The organism is Streptosporangium sp. NPDC001559 (assembly GCF_042893955.1).
GTDB lineage: Bacteria > Actinomycetota > Actinomycetes > Streptosporangiales > Streptosporangiaceae > Streptosporangium.
Genome location: NZ_JBIAVG010000029.1, coordinates 37,731 through 54,866, shown reverse-complemented (window position 1 = coordinate 54,866; position 17,136 = coordinate 37,731). Strand labels below are relative to the sequence as shown.

Here is a 17,136-nt window from a genome sequence, read left to right as displayed (position 1 = left end):
CGATGTCCGGCCACTCCAAATGGGCGACGACGAAGCACAAGAAGGCCGCGCTTGACTCCAAGCGGGGCAAGCTGTTCGCCAAGCTCATCAAGAACATCGAGGTCGCGGCCCGAACCGGCGGCCCCGACCCGGACGGCAACCCGACGCTGTACGACGCCATCACCAAGGCGCGCAAGAGCTCGGTCCCGATCGACAACATCGAACGCGCGCGCAAGCGCGGCGGCGGCCTTGAGGCGGGCGGCGCCGACTGGCAGACCATCATGTACGAGGGCTACGCCCCGGGTGGGGTCGCGGTGCTGATCGAGTGCCTCACCGACAACCGCAACCGCGCCGCCTCCGAGGTCCGCGTCGCCCTGACCCGCAACGGCGGCTCGCTGGCCGACCCGGGTTCGGTGTCCTACATGTTCAACCGCAAGGGCGTCGTGCTGGTGCCCAAGGGCTCGCTGAGCGAGGACGACGTGCTGACCGCGGTCCTCGACGCCGGCGCCGAGGAGGTCAACGACCTCGGCGACCAGTTCGAGGTCGTCTCCGAGGCCACCGACCTCGTCCCGGTCCGCAAGGCCCTGCAGGAGTCCGGCATCGACTACGACTCCGCCGAGTCCAGCTTCGTGCCGACGATGAACGTCCCGCTCGACGAGGACGGCGCCCGCAAGGTCTTCAGGCTGATCGACGCCCTCGAGGACAGCGACGACGTCCAGAACGTCTGGGCCAACTTCGACGTCTCCGACGATGTCCTGGAGAAGCTCGACGCCTGAACGGCCGTCGCGCCGGGCGGGACGGCCGATTCGCCCCGCCCGGACCACGCCGCCTAGGTTGGGTGGCTGTGGAGCTACGTGAACTGACCGCGGACGATCTCGACGCGGTGACGGACAATCGCAGGCGGGCCTTCGGACCGGTGTCGGAGACGGTCCAGCGGCAGTGGGTCGGGATGGTGACCCCGGCGCTCGAAGCGGGGAGATACCTCGGTCTCTTCGACGGCGCCCGCCTGGTCGCGACGAGCCGGATCAACGACTTCACCCAGTACTGGCACGGCAGGCCGATCTCCCTCGGCGGCGTCGCCTCGGTGACCGTCGCCCCGGAGGACAGGGGCGGGGGAGCCGGCCGGACCATCATGCTGGCCACCCTCGAACGCTGCGCCCGCCTCGGGCACCCGGTCTCCGCCCTCTACCCGGCCACCACCCACATCTACCGCTCGCTGGGCTGGGAGCACGCCGGGGCCATGCACCGGGCCGTACTGCCCGCCGAGGCGCTGCGGACCATCGGGCGGACCGAGCAGGTCCAGATCCGCAGGGCCGGGCCGGAGGACGCAGAGCGGATTGTCTCGGTCCTGCGGGGAGTCCACCTGGCCACCCGCGCCTGCGGCCCCGTCTGCTGGGACGCCGACGTCTGGCGGGCGCGCCTGGCGAACGGGGACGACTTCGTCTACCTCGCGCACGACGGCCTCGTCGTCTACCGCTGGCGCGATCAGGACCTGGAGGTTCCCGTCCTGGTCGCGGGCTCGGAGGCGACCGCGCGGACGCTGTGGTCCCTGGTCGGTTCCTCGGCCTCGATCGCCAGGTCCGTCCACGCGGTCGTGGCCCCCGACGACCCCGTCTTCTGGCTGATCGGGAACCGCCCGACGGACGAGGTGGGCCAGACCCGCTGGATGTTCCGCGTCGTCGACCTGGCCGCGGCGATCCGCGAGCGGGGTTTCCCGCCCGGCGTCACCCTCGACACCGTGATCCAGGTCGAGGACCCCCAGCGACCGGGGAACTCCGGGCCCTGGCACCTGTCCGTCTCCGGAGGGCGGGCGACGGCCGAGCCCGCGGGCACCCTCCCCCCGGCTCTGCCCGTCCTCACGGCGGGGGCGTTCTCCGCGCTGTTCTGCGGGGTCCCGGCCGCGACCCTGCGCAGGACCGGCGGACTGACCGGTCCCGCGGACGGCGACGCCGCCCTGGACGGGGCCTTCCACGCCAGGCCGTACATGCTGGACCACTTCTGAGGGGCGCCTTCCCGGGAACCGTGCGTCGTGTGCGCGCAGGCGGTAGAGTCTGGCACCGAACAGGTGTTCGGCGAGTGGAGGCGTGCCGGTGCGGTTGCCCGAACTGCGGGTGATGGGGGTCGATCCCGGGCTGACCCGGTGCGGGCTCGGCGCGGTCGAGGGACGGCCGGGGGCACCGCTGACCCTGGTCAAGGTCGGGGTCGTGCGCACCCCCGCGGAAGACGAGACCGGTGCGAGGCTCGTGGCGATCGAGGCGGGCATCGAGAGCTGGCTCGACGAGATCAAGCCGGACGCGGTCGCCGTGGAGCGGGTCTTCGCCCAGCACAACCTCAGGACGGTGATGGGCACCGCACAGGCCTCCGCGGTGGCGATCCTGTGCGCCTCCCGCCGGGGACTGCCGGTGGCGCTGCACACGCCCTCCGAGGTCAAGGCCGCGATCACCGGTAGCGGCACCGCGGACAAACGACAGGTCGGCACGATGGTGACCAGGCTCCTGCGCCTGGACGAGATGCCCAAACCCGCCGACGCCGCCGACGCCCTCGCCCTCGCGATCTGCCACGTGTGGCGGGGCGGGGCGCGCAACAGGCTCGCGGAGGCGGTCGCGAAGGCCGCCGCTCCCGGCACGAGCGCCGCCGCCTACTTCCGTGGCGGGGGCAGGGCCGGATATTCGAAGGGAAGCACGAAGTGATCGCCTCGGTGCGGGGACGGGTGGCCGCGATCGCTCCGGAGGGAGCGGTGGTCGAGGTCGGCGGGATCGGCGTGCTCGTCCACTGCACCCCCGGCACACTGGCGGCGCTGCGGGTGGGGGAGGAGGCCAGGTTGGCCACCTCGCTCGTGGTCAGGGAGGACTCCCTGACACTGTTCGGCTTCGGCACCGACGACGAGCGCCTGGTCTTCGAGCTGCTGCAGACGGCCAACGGGGTCGGCCCCAAGGTCGCCCTCGCCATGCTCGCCGTGCACACGCCGAACGCCCTGCGGATCGCGGTGGCGAGCGCCGACGTCAAGGCGCTGACCAGGGTTCCCGGAGTCGGCCCCAAGGGCGCTCAGCGGATCATCGTCGACCTCAAGGACAAGCTCGGCACGCCGGAGGAGGCGGTCAACGCCGCGCTCGACGGCACCGCCGCCGTCCCGCCCTGGCGCGACCAGGTGCACTCGGGCCTGGTCGGTCTCGGCTACTCGGTCAGGGACGCCGACGAGGCGGTCGCCACGGTGGCCGTCCAGGCCGACGCCGAGATCGCGCAGGGCAGGGTTCCCCAGGTCGCCGTGCTGCTCAAGGCCGCGCTTCGCGTGCTGAGCGTCCGGTGAGACAGAGCACGGGAAAGGCGGAGACGACGTGAGCGCAGAACGGGACCTGGTCTCACCCGAGATGGAGGGTGACGAGCGCCTGATCGAGGCCGCGCTGCGCCCCAAACGTCTTGAGGAGTTCATCGGCCAGGCGCGGGTGCGCGAGCAGCTCTCCCTGGTGCTGCACAGCGCGTTGCGGCGCAACCGTCCCCCCGACCACGTGCTGATGAGCGGCGCGCCCGGTCTGGGCAAGACGACCCTCTCGATGATCATCGCGGCGGAGCTCTCCGCGCCGCTCAGGCTCACCTCCGGGCCCGCCCTCGAACGGGCGGGTGACCTCGCGGCGATCCTGTCCACCCTCTCCGAGGGAGAGGTCCTCTTCATCGACGAGATCCACCGGATGGCCCGTCCCGCCGAGGAGATGCTCTACCTCGCGATGGAGGACTTCCGTGTCGACATCGTGGTCGGCAAGGGGCCGGGCGCGACCGCCATCCCGCTGGAGGTGGCGCCCTTCACCCTGGTCGGGGCGACCACCAGGGCGGGCCTACTGCCCGCGCCGCTGCGTGACAGGTTCGGCTTCGTCGCGCACATGGACTTCTACGAGGCCGCCGAGCTCGAACAGGTGCTGCACCGCTCGGCGCGGCTGCTCGGCCTGCGGCTCCCCGGCGACGCGGCGCACGAGATCGCCGGGCGTTCCCGGGGCACGCCCCGCATCGCCAACCGGCTGCTGCGCCGGGTGCGCGACTTCGCCGAGGTCCGGGCGGACGGGGTGATCAGCAGGGACGTCGCCGCCGCGGCGCTGAACCTCTACGAGGTGGACGCCGAGGGGCTCGACCGTCTCGACCGCGCCGTCCTGGGTGCCCTGCTCGGAAAGTTCGGTGGCGGCCCCGTCGGTCTGTCAACACTGGCGGTCGCGGTGGGGGAGGAGCCGGAGACCGTCGAGGTGGTCGCGGAGCCGTTCCTGGTACGGCAGGGCCTGCTGGCCCGCACCCCTCGCGGACGCGTCGCGACCGCGGCGGCCTGGGTCCACCTGGGGTTGACGCCCCCTCCCGGAGCCTTCGGCGCGGTGCCGATGCCCGGCCAGGGGCCTGACCTGCACGATCTTGGGGATGACCCCGCGGCTTCCTGACGTTGAGTTACGGTGAGAAAACGCACGGGGTTGATCACAAAAAGGTGACAACCGTATCAAAATGGGAACTTCCCCGCGCGCCAGAACGTGACCTCGTTGCCGCGCTCCTAACAGCTCGCCTAAACTCCGTGGCTTGGCTGGCTGTGTAGGCTGACGTGCTGAGCGCGGCGTGGCCTCACATGACGTCCGGCCCCGGCCGGTCATCCTTAACCGAAGGAGCGGCCCAATGGGCGGCAATTACTCCAGCCTTATCATGATCGCGCTGATGGTCGTGGTGTTCTACTTCCTGCTGATCAGGCCGCAGCGTAAGCGGCAGCAGGAGCAGTCACAGATGCAGAACTCCCTCACCCCGGGGACCCGCATCATGACCACTACCGGGCTTTTCGCGACTGTGGTGGCGATCGACGCCGAAGATGTGATCCTGGAGATCGCCCCCGGCGTCGAGACCCGCTGGGTCAAGGCCGCGATCGGGCGTGTGGTGGGCCCGGTCGACGACGCTCAGGGCGACGCCGAGAACACCGACACCGTGGATGACAATGTGGTGGAAACCGCGCAGTCGCCCGGTGACGACCAGGACTCGACGACCAAGAAGTGATAAGTAGGCTCGCCAACATTCCCTATAGCCGAAAGAACTGACGACCAGTGGCCCGACCGACCAGCGGCCAGAGCAGACCGGGGCGCGTGCTCCTACTGCTACTGGCGATTATTCTCGCCATGGGCGGGGTGATGCTCCTGAACAGGGCTTACACCCCCGAATATGGCCTCGACCTCGCCGGTGGCACGACAGTGACACTGCAGCCCGTCACCCCGAACGGCACGGCTCCCACAGAGGAAAGCCTGGATCTCGCCGTCGGCATCATCCGAAACAGGGTGAACGGCAGCGGTATCTCCGACGCCGAGGTCGCCAAATCCGGTGACAACATCGTCATCTCCGTCCCCGGAGTTGGCCAGGAGGAAGTCGTCAAGCTGGTCGGCACCACCGCGGAACTGCGTTTCCGTCAGGTGATGGCGGTCGCGGCCGGGGCACCCCAGCCGCCGGGGCAGATGCCCACCCAGGCGCCGACGCCGTCATCCTCCCCCTCCTCGACGGCTCCCGGCAAGAAGGGCGACAAGTCCCCCGCCCCGTCCGCCTCCCCCGCGGCCGAGCAGGGTACGAAGACGCCGGAGCCGACCGCGACGGCCGCCGCGAACCCGAGCGCCTCGCCCGCGGGCCGCGCCCTGTCGGCGGCGCTCCTCAACCCCAGCCCGGAGGCGACCCCGACCGCCACCGGCAAGCAGGAGAGCAAGCAGGACACCGGCAAGAAGGGCGACAAGGCGGAGGCCTCCCCCTCGGCCAAGCCCGGTCAGAGCGGCGCCCCCTCGCCCCAGCCCTCCTCGCCCGCGGACAACCCGCTGGCCGACGTGGACACCACCGGCATCGACCCGGCGGTGCTCAAGCAGTTCGAGGCCCTCGACTGCTCCAAGAACAAGGGCCAGGGCGCCCAGGACGACCCCAACAAGCAGTACGCCGGCTGCAGCCAGGACGGCAGCGCCAAGTACGTCCTCGACAAGGCGGCCGTCACCGGAAGCGCGATCGCCAGCGCCAACGCGGGCGTCGACCAGACCACCGGTGAGTGGCTCGTCCAGCTCTCCTTCAAGGGGCAGGGCCCCGACCAGTGGTCCAAGGTGACCACCACCGCGTTCAACTCCCAGCCGCCGCGCAACCAGGTCGCCATGGTCCTGGACGGTGTGATCATCTCCGCGCCGGTCATCCAGGAGCCCATCACCGGCGGCCGGGCGCAGATCTCCGGCAACTTCACCCAGGTGACGGCCAACGAGCTGGCCGGCCAGCTGAAGTTCGGCGCGCTGCCGCTGAAGTTCGAGAAGAGCTCGATCGACGAGGTCTCCTCGACCCTGGGCGCGGACCAGCTGCGCGGCGGCATGATCGCCGGTGGCATCGGCCTGGCCCTGGTGGTCGTCTACTCCATGCTGTACTACCGCGGCCTTGGCGTCGTCTCGGTGCTGAGCCTGCTGGCCGCCTCGATCCTCACCTACCAGGCGGTCGTGATCCTCGGCGCCTTCGCGGGCTTCCGCCTGTCGCTGCCGCACATCATCGGCCTCATCGTCTCGATCGGTATCACCGCCGACTCCTTCATCGTCTACTTCGAACGAATACGAGATGAGATGAAGGAGGGCCGCCGGTCGCTGCGCACGGCCGTCGAGGTCGCCTGGACCCGCGCCCGCCGGACGATCCTGATCGCCGACGCGGTCATGTTCATCGCCGCCGTCGTGCTGTACTTCCTGGCCGTCGGCGGTGTGGCCGGGTTCGCCTTCGCGATGGGCCTGACCACGCTCATCGACATCGTCGTGGTCTTCCTGTTCACCAAGCCGTTCGTCACGCTGCTGGCCAGGCTGAAGTTCTTCGCCAAGGGACACAAGCTTTCCGGTCTCGACGCCGAGCGCATGAGCATCGCGACGGTCGCCGGTACCAAGACCGTTCCGCAGGAGGCATGATGTCCGGCATCGCGAGTCGGTTGTACCGCGGCGAGATCGACGTCGACTTCGTCGGACGCAGGAAGCTCTGGTACGGCCTGTCCGCCGTGCTGCTGCTGGTGTCCATCGCGGGCCTGGTCTTCAACGGAGGCCTCAACCTGGGCGTCGAGTTCAGGGGCGGCTCGGTCTTCTCCTTCAAGGCGCCCAGCGCCCACATCGAGGAGGTCCGCGACACCTTCAACGGCGCGGGCGCCCACCAGGTCATCGTGCAGACGACCAACAACGGCTGGCGGGTCACCACCGACAGCATGCCCCCCGAGCGGGTGACCACCGTCCAGAAGGCGGTCGCCCGGAAGTACGGCATACAGCAGAACGAGGTCACCCTCCAGGTGATCGGCGCCTCGTGGGGCGGTCAGGTGGCCGACAAGGCGGTCACCGGTCTGATCGTCTTCATGCTGGCGATCATCCTGTACCTCACGGTGGCCTTCGAGTGGAAGATGGCGTTGTCGGCGGTCGTGGCGCTCCTCCACGACCTGGTGATCACCGCGGGCGTCTACGCGTGGACCCAGTTCGAGGTCACCCCGGCGACCCTGCTGGGCTTCCTGACGATCCTCGGATACTCCCTGTACGACGCGGTCGTCGTGTTCGACATGATCAAGGAGGTCACCGCCAAGCTCGGCACGACCTCCAAGATGACCTACACGCAGGCGGCGAACAACGCGCTGAACCACACGCTGATCAGGTCGCTGAACACCACCCTGGTGGCGATCCTGCCGGTGGCCGCGATCCTGTTCATCGGCACCACGCTGTTCGGCGCGGGCACGCTGAGGGACCTCTCGCTGGCCCTGTTCGTCGGCATGATCGTCGGTACCTACTCGTCCCTGTGCGTGGCCACGCCGATGCTGGTCACGCTGAAGGAGCGCGAGCCGCGCTACCAGGCGATCGCCCGCAGGCTCTCCTCCCAGAGCGGCGGGGGCAAGGGCGGCCAGACGGTCAAGGGGGCCAAGCAGCCGGTCCCCGCGGGGGCCGCCAACGGCTCGGCGCCCGAAGGCGACAAGCGTAAGAAGAAGTAGCCGGAAGTCAGCAAGGCCTCCGTCCCCGCCGAGGGGACGGAGGCTTTTCCTTGAGGGAGCGACGATGAGTGACCTGAGCAGGCTGATCCTGGACCACGTCCGGGACATCCGCGACTACCCCCAGCCCGGCGTCCTCTTCAAGGACATCACCCCGCTGCTCGCCGATCCTGAGGCCCTGGCCGCCGTGATCGACGGTTTCGCCGGGCTCCACCAGGTCGACAAGGTCGTCGGGATCGAGGCCAGAGGCTTCATCCTGGCCGCTCCCACGGCCTATCGGGCGGGCGCGGGCTTCGTTCCGGTGCGCAAGAAAGGCAAACTGCCCGCGGAAACCCTTGAGGCGTCCTACGATCTGGAGTACGGCTCCGCCACCATCGAGGTCCATCGAGACGCCTTCACCCCAGGGGAACGCGTCCTGATCATCGACGACGTGCTCGCCACCGGCGGCACGGCGTGTGCGGCGGTGGAGCTGGTCCGCAGGGCGGGCGCCGACGTCGTCGCCATCGCCGTGCTCATGGAGCTGGCCTTCCTCAAAGGACGGGAACGGCTGGACGGCGTCGAGGTGCATTCCCTGGTGATTGTCTGATCCCACCCCGCCGGGGAAGGCACCCTGGCCAGTCTGGATACACTGGGGGGATCTGGACTCGAACGTGAGGAGTCTGAGTGCCCCGTGATGTGGTCGTCCCCGACGTGACCGCCGACGGTGGCGGTCCCGAGACGGCCGTCCCGGCAGGCGATGCCGGTTCCGCCATGTCCGGAGCCACCGAGGACAGGCCTGCGGTAAGGCGTAGGCTCGCGCGTTTTGGGGGGCAATGGGGTGGCGCCATGAACCCGGTGCTTGAGCCGCTCTTCCGGACGGTCCGCGCGACGCATCCGAAGGCGGATCTGCGGCTCATCGAGCGCGCCTACGACGTGGCCGCCTACCACCACCGTGATCAGAAGCGTAAGAGCGGTGACCCCTACATCACCCATCCGCTCGCGGTCGCGACGATCCTGGCCGAGCTGGGCACCGACGACGAGACGCTGTGCGCCGCGCTGCTGCACGACACCGTCGAGGACACCGCCTACGGTCTCGACGAACTGCGCAAGGACTTCGGCGACAACATCGCCCTGCTGGTCGACGGCGTCACCAAGCTCGACAAGGTCAAGTACGGCGACGCCGCCCAGGCCGAGACCGTCCGCAAGATGGTCGTGGCGATGTCCCGCGACATCCGGGTGCTGGTGATCAAGCTCGCCGACCGGCTGCACAACATGCGCACCATGCGCTACCTGCCCGAGCACAAGCGGCAGCAGAAGTCCCGGGAGACACTGGAGATCTTCGCGCCGCTCGCCCACCGTCTCGGCATGAACACCATCAAGTGGGAGCTTGAGGACCTCGCGTTCGCCATGCTCTACCCCAAGCGCTACGACGAGATCGCCCGCATGGTCTCCGAGCGCGCCCCGCGCAGGGACCTGTTCCTGCAGGAGGTCATCGAGAAGGTCTCCGGGGACCTGCGCGAGGCCAAGATCCGCGCGGTGGTCAAGGGGCGCCCGAAGCACTACTACTCGGTCTACCAGAAGATGATCGCCAGGGACGTCGCCTTCGACGACATCTACGACCTGGTCGGCATCCGGGTGCTGGTCGACACGGTCCGCGACTGTTACGCCGCCCTGGGAACGATTCACGCGCGATGGAACCCGGTGCCCGGCCGGTTCAAGGACTACATCGCGATGCCCAAGTTCAACATGTACCAGTCGCTGCACACCACGGTCATCGGCCCCGAGGGCAAGCCCGTCGAGCTGCAGATCCGCACCCACGGCATGCACCACAGGGCCGAGTACGGCGTGGCGGCGCACTGGAAGTACAAGGAGGACATGACCACCTCGGGCCCGCCCGGGGCGAAGCTCAAGCCGGCCAGCGACATGGCCTGGCTCAGGCAGCTCCTCGACTGGCAGAAGGAGACCGCCGACCCGGGCGAGTTCCTTGAGTCGCTGAGGTTCGACCTGTCGGTCTCCGAGGTCTACGTCTTCACCCCCCGCGGCCAGGTGATCGCGCTTCCCGAGGGCGGGACCCCGGTCGACTTCGCCTACGCCGTGCACACCGAGGTCGGCCACCGCTGCATCGGGGCCCGGGTCAACGGCCGTCTCGTGCCGCTGGAGTCGCGTCTCGGCAACGGCGACACCGTGGAGATCTTCACCTCCAAGTCGCCGGACGCCGGTCCCTCCCGTGACTGGCTCAAGTTCGTCAAGTCGGGCCGGGCCCGCAACAAGATCCGGCAGTGGTTCTCCAAGGAGCGCCGCGAGACCGCGATCGAGGCGGGCAAGGAGGCCATCGGCAGGGCGATGCGCAAGCAGGGCCTGCCACTGCAGCGTCTGATGTCCGGAGAGTCCCTCCTGGTGCTCGCCAGGGATCTGCACTACGCGGACGTCTCGGCGCTCTACGCGGCCGTCGGAGAGGGCCACGTGGCCGCCCAGGCGGTCGTGCAGAAGCTCGTGCACTCCCTCGGAGGGGTCGAGGGCGCCGAGGAGGACATCGCCGAGGTCTCGGTGCCGACGAAGCTGCGCGGTCGTCCCCGCGGCAGGGGCGGCGCGGGCGTGGTCGTCGCGGGCGACTCCGACGTCTGGGTACGGCTGTCGCGCTGCTGTACCCCCGTCCCCGGAGACGAGATCATCGGCTTCGTGACCCGCGGCCACGGCGTCTCGGTGCACCGCACCAACTGTCCCAACGTGCAGCAGCTGAGGTCCGAGCCCGACCGTCTGGTCGAGGTCTCCTGGTCGGCCGCCGAGGACTCGGTGTTCCTCGTGGCGCTCCAGGTCGAGGCGCTCGACCGGCCCCGCCTGCTGTCCGACGTGACCCGGACCCTGTCCGACCAGCACGTCAACATCCTGTCGGCGTCGGTGACGACCTCGAAGGACCGGGTGGCGATCAGCAGGTTCACCTTCGAGATGGGCGACCCCAAGCACCTGGGGCACGTGCTGAAGGCCGTACGCAACATCCAGGGCGTCTACGACGTCTACCGGGTGAGCGGCGCCTCCTAGGCCCTCTCAGGCCCGCCGGGGGCCATACGGCGCCGTACGGCGAAACGGGGGACGCTCCTGAAAGGAGCGTCCCCCGTTTGCTCTGGCGCCGGAGGGTCAGGAGAACTCGGCGAGCGTGCGCTCGGCCTCCTCAAGCCAGGAACGGCGGGCGGTCAGGGCCTCCTCGGCGTCCTTGGCCTCCTTGTCCCTGCCGGCCGTCTGAGCCTTGGCCAGGCGGGCCTCAAGCTGCCCGATCGACTTGCGCAGCTGGTCGACCGTGTTCTGCGCGCGGGCGCGGGCCTCGGGGTTGGACCGCTTCCACTCGGCCTCCTCGGCCTTGCGGACCGCCTCGTCGATCTTGCGCAGGCCGCCCTCAAGCCGGTCACGCTGCTCGCGCGGGACCGGGCCTGCCTCCTCCCAGCGCTCCAGGAGGCCACGCAGGGCGTTCCTGGCGACGCGGGCGTCGGAGACCGGAAGGATCTTCTCGGCCTCGACCAGCAGCTGCTCCTTGACCTCGGCGTTGGCCGCCAGGGAGGCGTCACGCTCGGCGAAGACCGCTGAACGGGCCTGGAAGAACTGGTCCTGGGCGCCCTTGAAACGGCCCCACAGCTCGTCCTCGACCTCGCGTGAGGCCCGGCCCGCCGCCTTCCACTGCTGCATCAGCTCGCGGTAGGCGGAGGCCGTCGCGCCCCAGTCGGTCGAGGTGGCCAGCGCCTCCGCCTCGACGACGATGCGCTCCTTGGCCGAACGCACGCCCTCGCGCTGCTCGTCGAGCCCGGCGAAGTAGGCCTTGCGCCGCTTGGCGAAGGCCGTACGGGCCGAGGACAGGCGCTTCCACAGCGCCGCCTCGGTCACCCGGTCGATGCGCTCGGCGGCCTTCCACTCCTCGACGAGCTGGCGCAGCCGCTCCCCACCGGTCTTCCAGTGGGTGGTGTCGTCGGCGATGCGCTCGGCCTCGGCGACGATGCGCTCCTTGACGCCTCTGGCCTCGGCCCGAGCCACGTCGCGGGCGGCCTTGACCTCCTCGCGGCGCTGGGAGACCAGCTCCGTGAGGCTGTTGAGGCGGCCCAGCAGCCCGTCGAGATCGCCGACCGCGTGCGCGTCGACGATCGCCTCGCGAAGCTTGACGATCGTCGCCTCCGCCTGGGCGGGCGGCAGATCCGTGCCGCGGACCCGCTGCTCAAGCAGCGTGACCTGCCCGGCCAGCTCGTCGAACTTGCGGTGGAAGTAGGCCAGAGCCTCTTCCGGTTCGCCGGCCTGCCAGGACCCGACGGCCCGTTCTCCCTCAGCCGTACGCACGTAGACGGTGCCGTCGTCGTCTACCCGGCCCCACGGGTCGGTGCTCACCGTGTCCTCCCGCAACTTTCATCAGCCTTTCGAGGCTATCCGCCTCTTGGATGTATTACGTCAGCTCTTGTCGGACATTGTCACGTCTTTGATTTCCACGGTTTCCTTCGGGGCACCGGTGCCGTCCGGGCCTGGGGTGATGACACCCGCCTTGTTCACCTTGTCGAGGATGTCCAGGCCCTTGGTGACCGTGCCGAACGGGGTGTAGTCCGGAGGCAGCTGAGCGTCGCCGTAGACGATGAAGAACTGGCTGCCGTTGGTGTCCGGGCCGCTGTTGGCCATGGCCACGACACCCCGGGTGTACTTCGCGCCTTCGAGGTTCTCGTTGACGAAACGGTACCCCGGGCCGCCCTGACCGTCGGTCGGGTTCTTGCCGTCGGCCTTGGCCAGCGGGTCGCCGCACTGGAGCACGGGGAACTGCTCGGAACCGAGACGGTGGCACTTGGAGCCGTTGAAGTACTTCTTCCCGGCCAGGAACGCGAAGGAGTTGACCGTGCAGGGGGTCTTCTCCGCGGAGACCGCGACGACGATGTCGCCCAGGTTGGTCTTCAGGGTCATCGTCTTCGGCGTGGTGTCCACCTTCGCCGGAGGCAGGCCGACGTTCTTGGCCGGTCCGCCCTCGGTCTCGGCGACGTAACCACAGGTGCCCGCCGCGGGGTCGAAGGCCACCGGCTTGGCGCCGGTGCCCGTCTCCGCCGGGCTCGCAGGCGCGGACGGGGTGCCCGAGGCGGCGGTCGCCGTAGACGTCCCACCACCTCCGAGCAGGGACATCGCGGCGATCACACCGCCGACGAGCACCACGACGGTCACACTCGTGCCGATGATCGCATTGCGCTTCATACGCGACTCACGTTCGGCGCGCCGCTGCATCTGCCGTTCGTAGTGCTCGCGGGCCAGTTGCTTCTGGCGGTCCTTGCCGCTCACCACTTCGCCCTCCCGAGTGCCGGAGTATCACTTATTGAGGTGGGCGAATCGTATCGGCCAATGGGTAATGGTTCGCAGCCCGCCGACCCGCACCGGTACCCTTCGGTTACATTCCCATCCGTTTTCTTGACGAGATCAGCTGAGGCAGATGCTCATCGTCGGCTTTCCCGCAGGGTCGTTTCAGACCAACTGCTACGCCGTGGCTCCCGCCGCGGGCGAGGAGTGCGTCGTCGTCGACCCCGGTCAGAACGCCGTGGGCGACCTGGACGACCTGCTGCGCGAGCATCGCCTGAAGCCGGTCGCCGTGCTGCTCACCCACGGCCACCTCGATCACATGTGGTCGGTCGCCCCGGTCTGCGGAGCGCGTGACATTCCCGCGTGGATCCACCCCGAGGACCGGGAGCTGCTGTCCGACCCGATCAAGGGGATGTCCCTGGCCTTCGGGCAGCAGTTGTTCGGCGGACTGACCTTCTCCGAACCCGACGACGTGCGCGAGATGGCGGACGGAGAGGTGCTGAGCCTGGCCGGGGTGGAGCTGACGGTCGACCACGTCCCCGGCCATACCAGGGGGTCGGTGGCTTTCAGGCTGCCCGGGAGCGGGGAGATCCCCGACGTGATGTTCTCGGGAGACCTGCTGTTCGCCGGCTCCATAGGCCGCACAGACCTTCCCGGCGGGGACTATCCGACCATCCTGCGCAGCCTGGCGACCAAGTGCCTGCCGCTGTCCGATGAGACGGTGGTGCTGCCGGGGCACGGACCACAGACCACGATCGGCCACGAGCGCGCGACCAATCCGTACTTGGCGGAGGCGGCGCCGTACGCCGGTCCCACCAGGGGACTTTAGAAGATGACTCTGCAGGCGCCCAAGGGCACCTTCGACCTGCTCCCGCCTCGCTCCGAACGCGCGCTGGCCGTCCGGGAGGCGCTGACCGCCCCCGCCAGGCGGGCGGGATACGGCTACATCGAGACGCCGGTCTTCGAGGACACCGCGCTGTTCGTGCGCGGCGTCGGCGAGTCGACCGACATCGTCTCCAAGGAGATGTACACCTTCACCGACAAGGGCGGGCGTTCGATCACGCTGCGCCCCGAGGGCACCGCGTCGGTCGTGCGGGCGGTCCTCCAGCACGGCCTGCACAACGGCAGGCTCCCGGTGAAGCTCTGGTACTCCGGCAGCCAGTTCCGCTACGAACGCGCCCAGAAGGGCCGCTACCGCCACTTCTGGCAGGTGGGGGCCGAGGCCCTGGGGGCGGAGGACCCGGCCCTCGACGCCGAGCTGATCCTGCTGGCCGCGGAGGGCTACGCCGGGCTCGGCCTCACCGGGGTCAGGCTGCTGCTCAACACGCTGGGCGACCGCGTCTGCAGGCCCGCCTACCGCGCCGCGCTGCAGGACTTCCTGCGCGGTCTCGACCTCGACGAGGCGACCAGGGCCAGGATCGAGATCAACCCGCTGCGGGTGCTCGACGACAAGCGTCCCGAGGTGCAGGCCCAGCTCGCGGGCGCCCCGCTGGTCGTCGACCACCTGTGCGAGGAGTGCAAGGCCTACCACGAGGAGGTCCGCACGCTGCTGACCGCCTCCGGGGTCGCCTACACCGACGATCCCAGGCTGGTGCGCGGGCTGGACTACTACACGCGCACCACCTTCGAGTTCGTCCACGACGGGCTCGGCTCGCAGTCCGCGGTCGGCGGCGGGGGGCGTTACGACGGGCTGAGCGAGATGCTCGGCGGCCCGGCGCTGCCCAGCGTCGGCTGGGCACTCGGCGTCGACAGGACGCTGCTGGCCATGGAGGCCGAGGGGCTGCTCGACGACGAGGCGGACGGCCCGCACGTCCAGGTGTACGGTGTGCCGCTGGGCGAGGAGGCACGCCGCCGGATGTTCCTGCTCATCACCGAGCTGCGCCGGGCGGGCCTCGACGCCGACATGTCGTTCGGAGGCAAGGGCGTCAAGGCCGCCATGAAGGGTGCCGACCGGTCGGGCGCGGGCTATGCCGTCATCCTCGGCGAGCGGGACATCGCCGCCGGGACCGCCCAGGTCAAGGACCTGGTCAGCGGCGACCAGAGCGCCGTACCGCTCGCCGAGATCGTCACGACCCTGAAGGAGAGACTGGAGAAATGATCCGCACGCACGAAGCGGGATCACTACGCAAGGAGCACGCCGGGCAGCAGGTGACGCTGGCCGGTTGGGTGGCGCGCCGCCGTGACCACGGCGGCGTGGTCTTCATCGACCTGCGTGACGCCTCAGGCTCCTGTCAGGTGGTCTTCCGCGAGGAGGACGACGCGCACGGCCTGCGCGCCGAGTACTGCGTCAAGGTCGTCGGGCAGGTGCGGGTCCGCCCCGAGGGCAACGAGAACCCCGAGCTGCCGACCGGCGCGATCGAGGTCGTGGCCTCCGAGGTCGAGGTGCTCAGCGAGGCCGCGCCGCTGCCCTTCCCGATCGAGGGCGGCACCGGGGTCTCCGAGGAGGCCCGCCTGAAGTACCGCTACCTCGACATCCGCCGTCAGCAGGTCGCTCAGGCCATGCGGGCGCGCTCCAAGGCCACCTACCTGGCCCACGAGGTGATGAACGAGCACGGGTTCGTCTACATCGAGACCCCCACGCTCACCCGGTCGACCCCCGAGGGCGCCCGTGACTTCCTGGTGCCGGTCCGTCTCCAGCCGGGCAACTGGTACGCCCTGCCGCAGTCGCCCCAGCTGTTCAAGCAGCTGCTCATGGTCGGCGGCATGGAGCGCTACTACCAGCTCGCCCGCTGCTTCCGCGACGAGGACCTGCGCGCCGACCGGCAGCCGGAGTTCACCCAGATCGACGTTGAGATGTCCTTCGTCGACCAGGACGACGTCATCGCGCTGGGCGAGGCGCTGATCGGCCGCGTCTGGAAGGAGACGATCGGCTACGAGCTGCCGACGCCGCTGCCCCGGATGACCTACGCCGACGCCATGTCCCGCTACGGCTCGGACAAGCCCGACCTGCGCTTCGGCCAGGAGCTCGTCGAGATGACGGAGTTCTTCGCCGAGACGACCTTCCGGGTCTTCCAGGCTCCCTACGTCGGCGCCGTGGTGATGCCGGGCGGTGCCTCGCAGACCCGTAAGGAGCTCGACGGCTGGCAGGAGTGGGCCAAGTCGCGCGGCGCCAAGGGCCTGGCCTACGTCCTCGTCGGCGAGGACGGCACGCTCGGCGGCCCGGTGGCCAAGAACCTGTCGGAGACCGAGACCGCGGGCCTGGCCGCGAAGGCGGGCGCCGCGCCCGGTGACGCGATCTTCTTCGCCGCCGGTACGGCCGCCGCCTCCCGCGACCTGCTCGGCGCGGCCCGGCTGGAGATCGGCCGCCGCTGCGGGCTGATCGACGAGTCGGTGTGGAGCTTCCTGTGGGTCGTCGACGCGCCCATGTTCGAGGAGGACGGAGAGGGCGGCTGGACCGCGGTCCATCACCCCTTCACCGGTCCGAAGCCCGAGTGGGCCGACAACTTCCAGGACCACCCGGGCGAGGCCCTCGCCTACGCCTACGACATGGTCTGCAACGGCATGGAGATCGGCGGCGGCTCGATCCGTATCCACCGCGCCGAGATGCAGCAGCGCGTCTTCGACGTGCTCGGCATCTCCAAGGAGGAGGCGGAGAGCAAGTTCGGCTTCCTGCTCGAGGCGTTCAAGTACGGCCCGCCGCCGCACGGCGGCATCGCCTACGGCTGGGACCGGGTCTGCATGCTGCTCTCCGGCGGCGACTCGATCCGCGACGTCATCGCCTTCCCGAAGACGGCCTCCGGCTTCGACCCGCTGACGGGCGCGCCGACCCCGATCACGGTCGAGCAGCGCAAGGAGGCGGGCGTCGACGCCAAGCCCAAGGCGGACGCCTGAGACGGCCCTGAGGACCGGTGGGACACGGCTCCGGGGGGTGACCCGCCCGGGGCCGTGCTCGTACGGCTGAGGGCCGTACGGGCACG

Annotated in this window: 15 protein-coding genes; 13 read left to right on the top strand and 2 right to left on the bottom strand. The window is 69.7% G+C overall.

The window, feature by feature from the left end:
* Positions 1–2 precede the first annotated feature (2 nt).
* The 10 genes from ACFYY8_RS40520 (at position 3) to ACFYY8_RS40475 (ending at position 10,954) form a co-directional block, all read left to right on the top strand.
* Positions 3–755 (top strand): YebC/PmpR family DNA-binding transcriptional regulator, encoded by a 753-nt coding sequence (locus tag ACFYY8_RS40520; RefSeq protein WP_352011678.1) that lies wholly within the window; start codon positions 3–5, stop codon positions 753–755.
* Positions 756–823: 68 nt separating this feature from the next.
* The gene (gene eis / locus ACFYY8_RS40515) at positions 824–1,981 is read left to right on the top strand and encodes an enhanced intracellular survival protein Eis (protein ID WP_390050409.1); all 1,158 of its coding nucleotides are present in this window, start codon (positions 824–826) and stop codon (positions 1,979–1,981) included.
* A 103-nt stretch (positions 1,982–2,084) separates the two neighbouring features.
* Complete coding sequence (gene ruvC / locus ACFYY8_RS40510) at positions 2,085–2,669, top strand: crossover junction endodeoxyribonuclease RuvC (RefSeq protein WP_352011732.1); 585 nt, start codon at positions 2,085–2,087, stop codon at positions 2,667–2,669.
* A complete protein-coding gene (gene ruvA, locus ACFYY8_RS40505) occupies positions 2,666–3,286 on the top strand; it encodes a Holliday junction branch migration protein RuvA (RefSeq protein WP_352011680.1) in 621 nt (206 codons plus the stop codon). The genes ruvC and ruvA overlap by 4 nt, the downstream gene beginning before the upstream one ends.
* Before the next feature lie 61 nt (positions 3,287–3,347).
* Positions 3,348–4,394 (top strand): Holliday junction branch migration DNA helicase RuvB, encoded by a 1,047-nt coding sequence (gene ruvB / locus ACFYY8_RS40500; protein ID WP_352011733.1) that lies wholly within the window; start codon positions 3,348–3,350, stop codon positions 4,392–4,394.
* 226 nt (positions 4,395–4,620) lie between these two features.
* Positions 4,621–4,989, top strand: a complete 369-nt coding sequence (gene yajC, locus ACFYY8_RS40495) for a preprotein translocase subunit YajC (protein ID WP_390050408.1) — start codon at positions 4,621–4,623, stop codon at positions 4,987–4,989.
* An 86-nt stretch (positions 4,990–5,075) separates the two neighbouring features.
* Positions 5,076–6,887 (top strand): protein translocase subunit SecD, encoded by a 1,812-nt coding sequence (secD, locus tag ACFYY8_RS40490; RefSeq protein WP_390050407.1) that lies wholly within the window; start codon positions 5,076–5,078, stop codon positions 6,885–6,887.
* Positions 6,884–7,939 carry a protein translocase subunit SecF gene (gene secF / locus ACFYY8_RS40485; protein ID WP_390050406.1) on the top strand — a complete coding sequence of 352 codons (1,056 nt, stop codon included), beginning with the start codon at positions 6,884–6,886 and terminating at the stop codon, positions 7,937–7,939. Before secD ends, secF begins: the two co-directional genes overlap by 4 nt.
* Before the next feature lie 64 nt (positions 7,940–8,003).
* A complete protein-coding gene (locus ACFYY8_RS40480) occupies positions 8,004–8,522 on the top strand; it encodes an adenine phosphoribosyltransferase (protein WP_390050405.1) in 519 nt (172 codons plus the stop codon).
* Positions 8,523–8,761: 239 nt separating this feature from the next.
* Positions 8,762–10,954, top strand: coding sequence for a bifunctional (p)ppGpp synthetase/guanosine-3',5'-bis(diphosphate) 3'-pyrophosphohydrolase (locus ACFYY8_RS40475; protein ID WP_352011685.1), 2,193 nt, complete (start codon positions 8,762–8,764; stop codon positions 10,952–10,954).
* A gap of 96 nt (positions 10,955–11,050) precedes the next feature.
* Here the strand turns inward: ACFYY8_RS40475 and ACFYY8_RS40470 are convergent, their stop codons facing one another.
* Together ACFYY8_RS40470 and ACFYY8_RS40465 are read right to left on the bottom strand one after the other, a co-directional pair.
* A complete protein-coding gene (locus ACFYY8_RS40470) occupies positions 11,051–12,280 on the bottom strand; it encodes a DUF349 domain-containing protein (protein WP_390050404.1) in 1,230 nt (409 codons plus the stop codon).
* A 60-nt stretch (positions 12,281–12,340) separates the two neighbouring features.
* Entirely contained in the window at positions 12,341–13,204 is an 864-nt protein-coding gene (locus ACFYY8_RS40465) for a peptidylprolyl isomerase (RefSeq protein ID WP_390050403.1), read from the bottom strand.
* A 148-nt stretch (positions 13,205–13,352) separates the two neighbouring features.
* Between ACFYY8_RS40465 and ACFYY8_RS40460 the strand changes: the two genes are divergently transcribed.
* The 3 genes from ACFYY8_RS40460 to aspS are packed head-to-tail and all read left to right on the top strand — an operon-like array spanning position 13,353 to position 17,050.
* Positions 13,353–14,048, top strand: a complete 696-nt coding sequence (locus tag ACFYY8_RS40460) for an MBL fold metallo-hydrolase (protein WP_390050402.1) — start codon at positions 13,353–13,355, stop codon at positions 14,046–14,048.
* 3 nt (positions 14,049–14,051) lie between these two features.
* The gene (gene hisS / locus ACFYY8_RS40455; RefSeq protein WP_362775863.1) at positions 14,052–15,317 is read left to right on the top strand and encodes a histidine--tRNA ligase; all 1,266 of its coding nucleotides are present in this window, start codon (positions 14,052–14,054) and stop codon (positions 15,315–15,317) included.
* Positions 15,314–17,050 carry an aspartate--tRNA ligase gene (gene aspS / locus ACFYY8_RS40450; protein ID WP_390050401.1) on the top strand — a complete coding sequence of 579 codons (1,737 nt, stop codon included), beginning with the start codon at positions 15,314–15,316 and terminating at the stop codon, positions 17,048–17,050. The genes hisS and aspS overlap by 4 nt, the downstream gene beginning before the upstream one ends.
* The last annotated feature ends 86 nt before the right edge of the window (positions 17,051–17,136 follow it).

Bases quoted from the DNA above. Each gene is read 5' to 3' on its own strand.
- ACFYY8_RS40520 (WP_352011678.1), top strand. From the start codon at position 3: ATGTCCGGCCACTCCAAATGGGCGACGACGAAGCACAAGAAGGCCGCG.
- ruvB (WP_352011733.1), top strand. From the start codon at position 3,348: ATGGAGGGTGACGAGCGCCTGATCGAGGCCGCGCTGCGCCCCAAACGT.
- yajC (WP_390050408.1), top strand. From the start codon at position 4,621: ATGGGCGGCAATTACTCCAGCCTTATCATGATCGCGCTGATGGTCGTG.
- secF (WP_390050406.1), top strand. From the start codon at position 6,884: ATGATGTCCGGCATCGCGAGTCGGTTGTACCGCGGCGAGATCGACGTC.
- ACFYY8_RS40480 (WP_390050405.1), top strand. From the start codon at position 8,004: ATGAGTGACCTGAGCAGGCTGATCCTGGACCACGTCCGGGACATCCGC.
- ACFYY8_RS40475 (WP_352011685.1), top strand. From the start codon at position 8,762: ATGAACCCGGTGCTTGAGCCGCTCTTCCGGACGGTCCGCGCGACGCAT.
- ACFYY8_RS40460 (WP_390050402.1), top strand. From the start codon at position 13,353: ATGCTCATCGTCGGCTTTCCCGCAGGGTCGTTTCAGACCAACTGCTAC.
- hisS (WP_362775863.1), top strand. From the start codon at position 14,052: ATGACTCTGCAGGCGCCCAAGGGCACCTTCGACCTGCTCCCGCCTCGC.
- aspS (WP_390050401.1), top strand. From the start codon at position 15,314: ATGATCCGCACGCACGAAGCGGGATCACTACGCAAGGAGCACGCCGGG.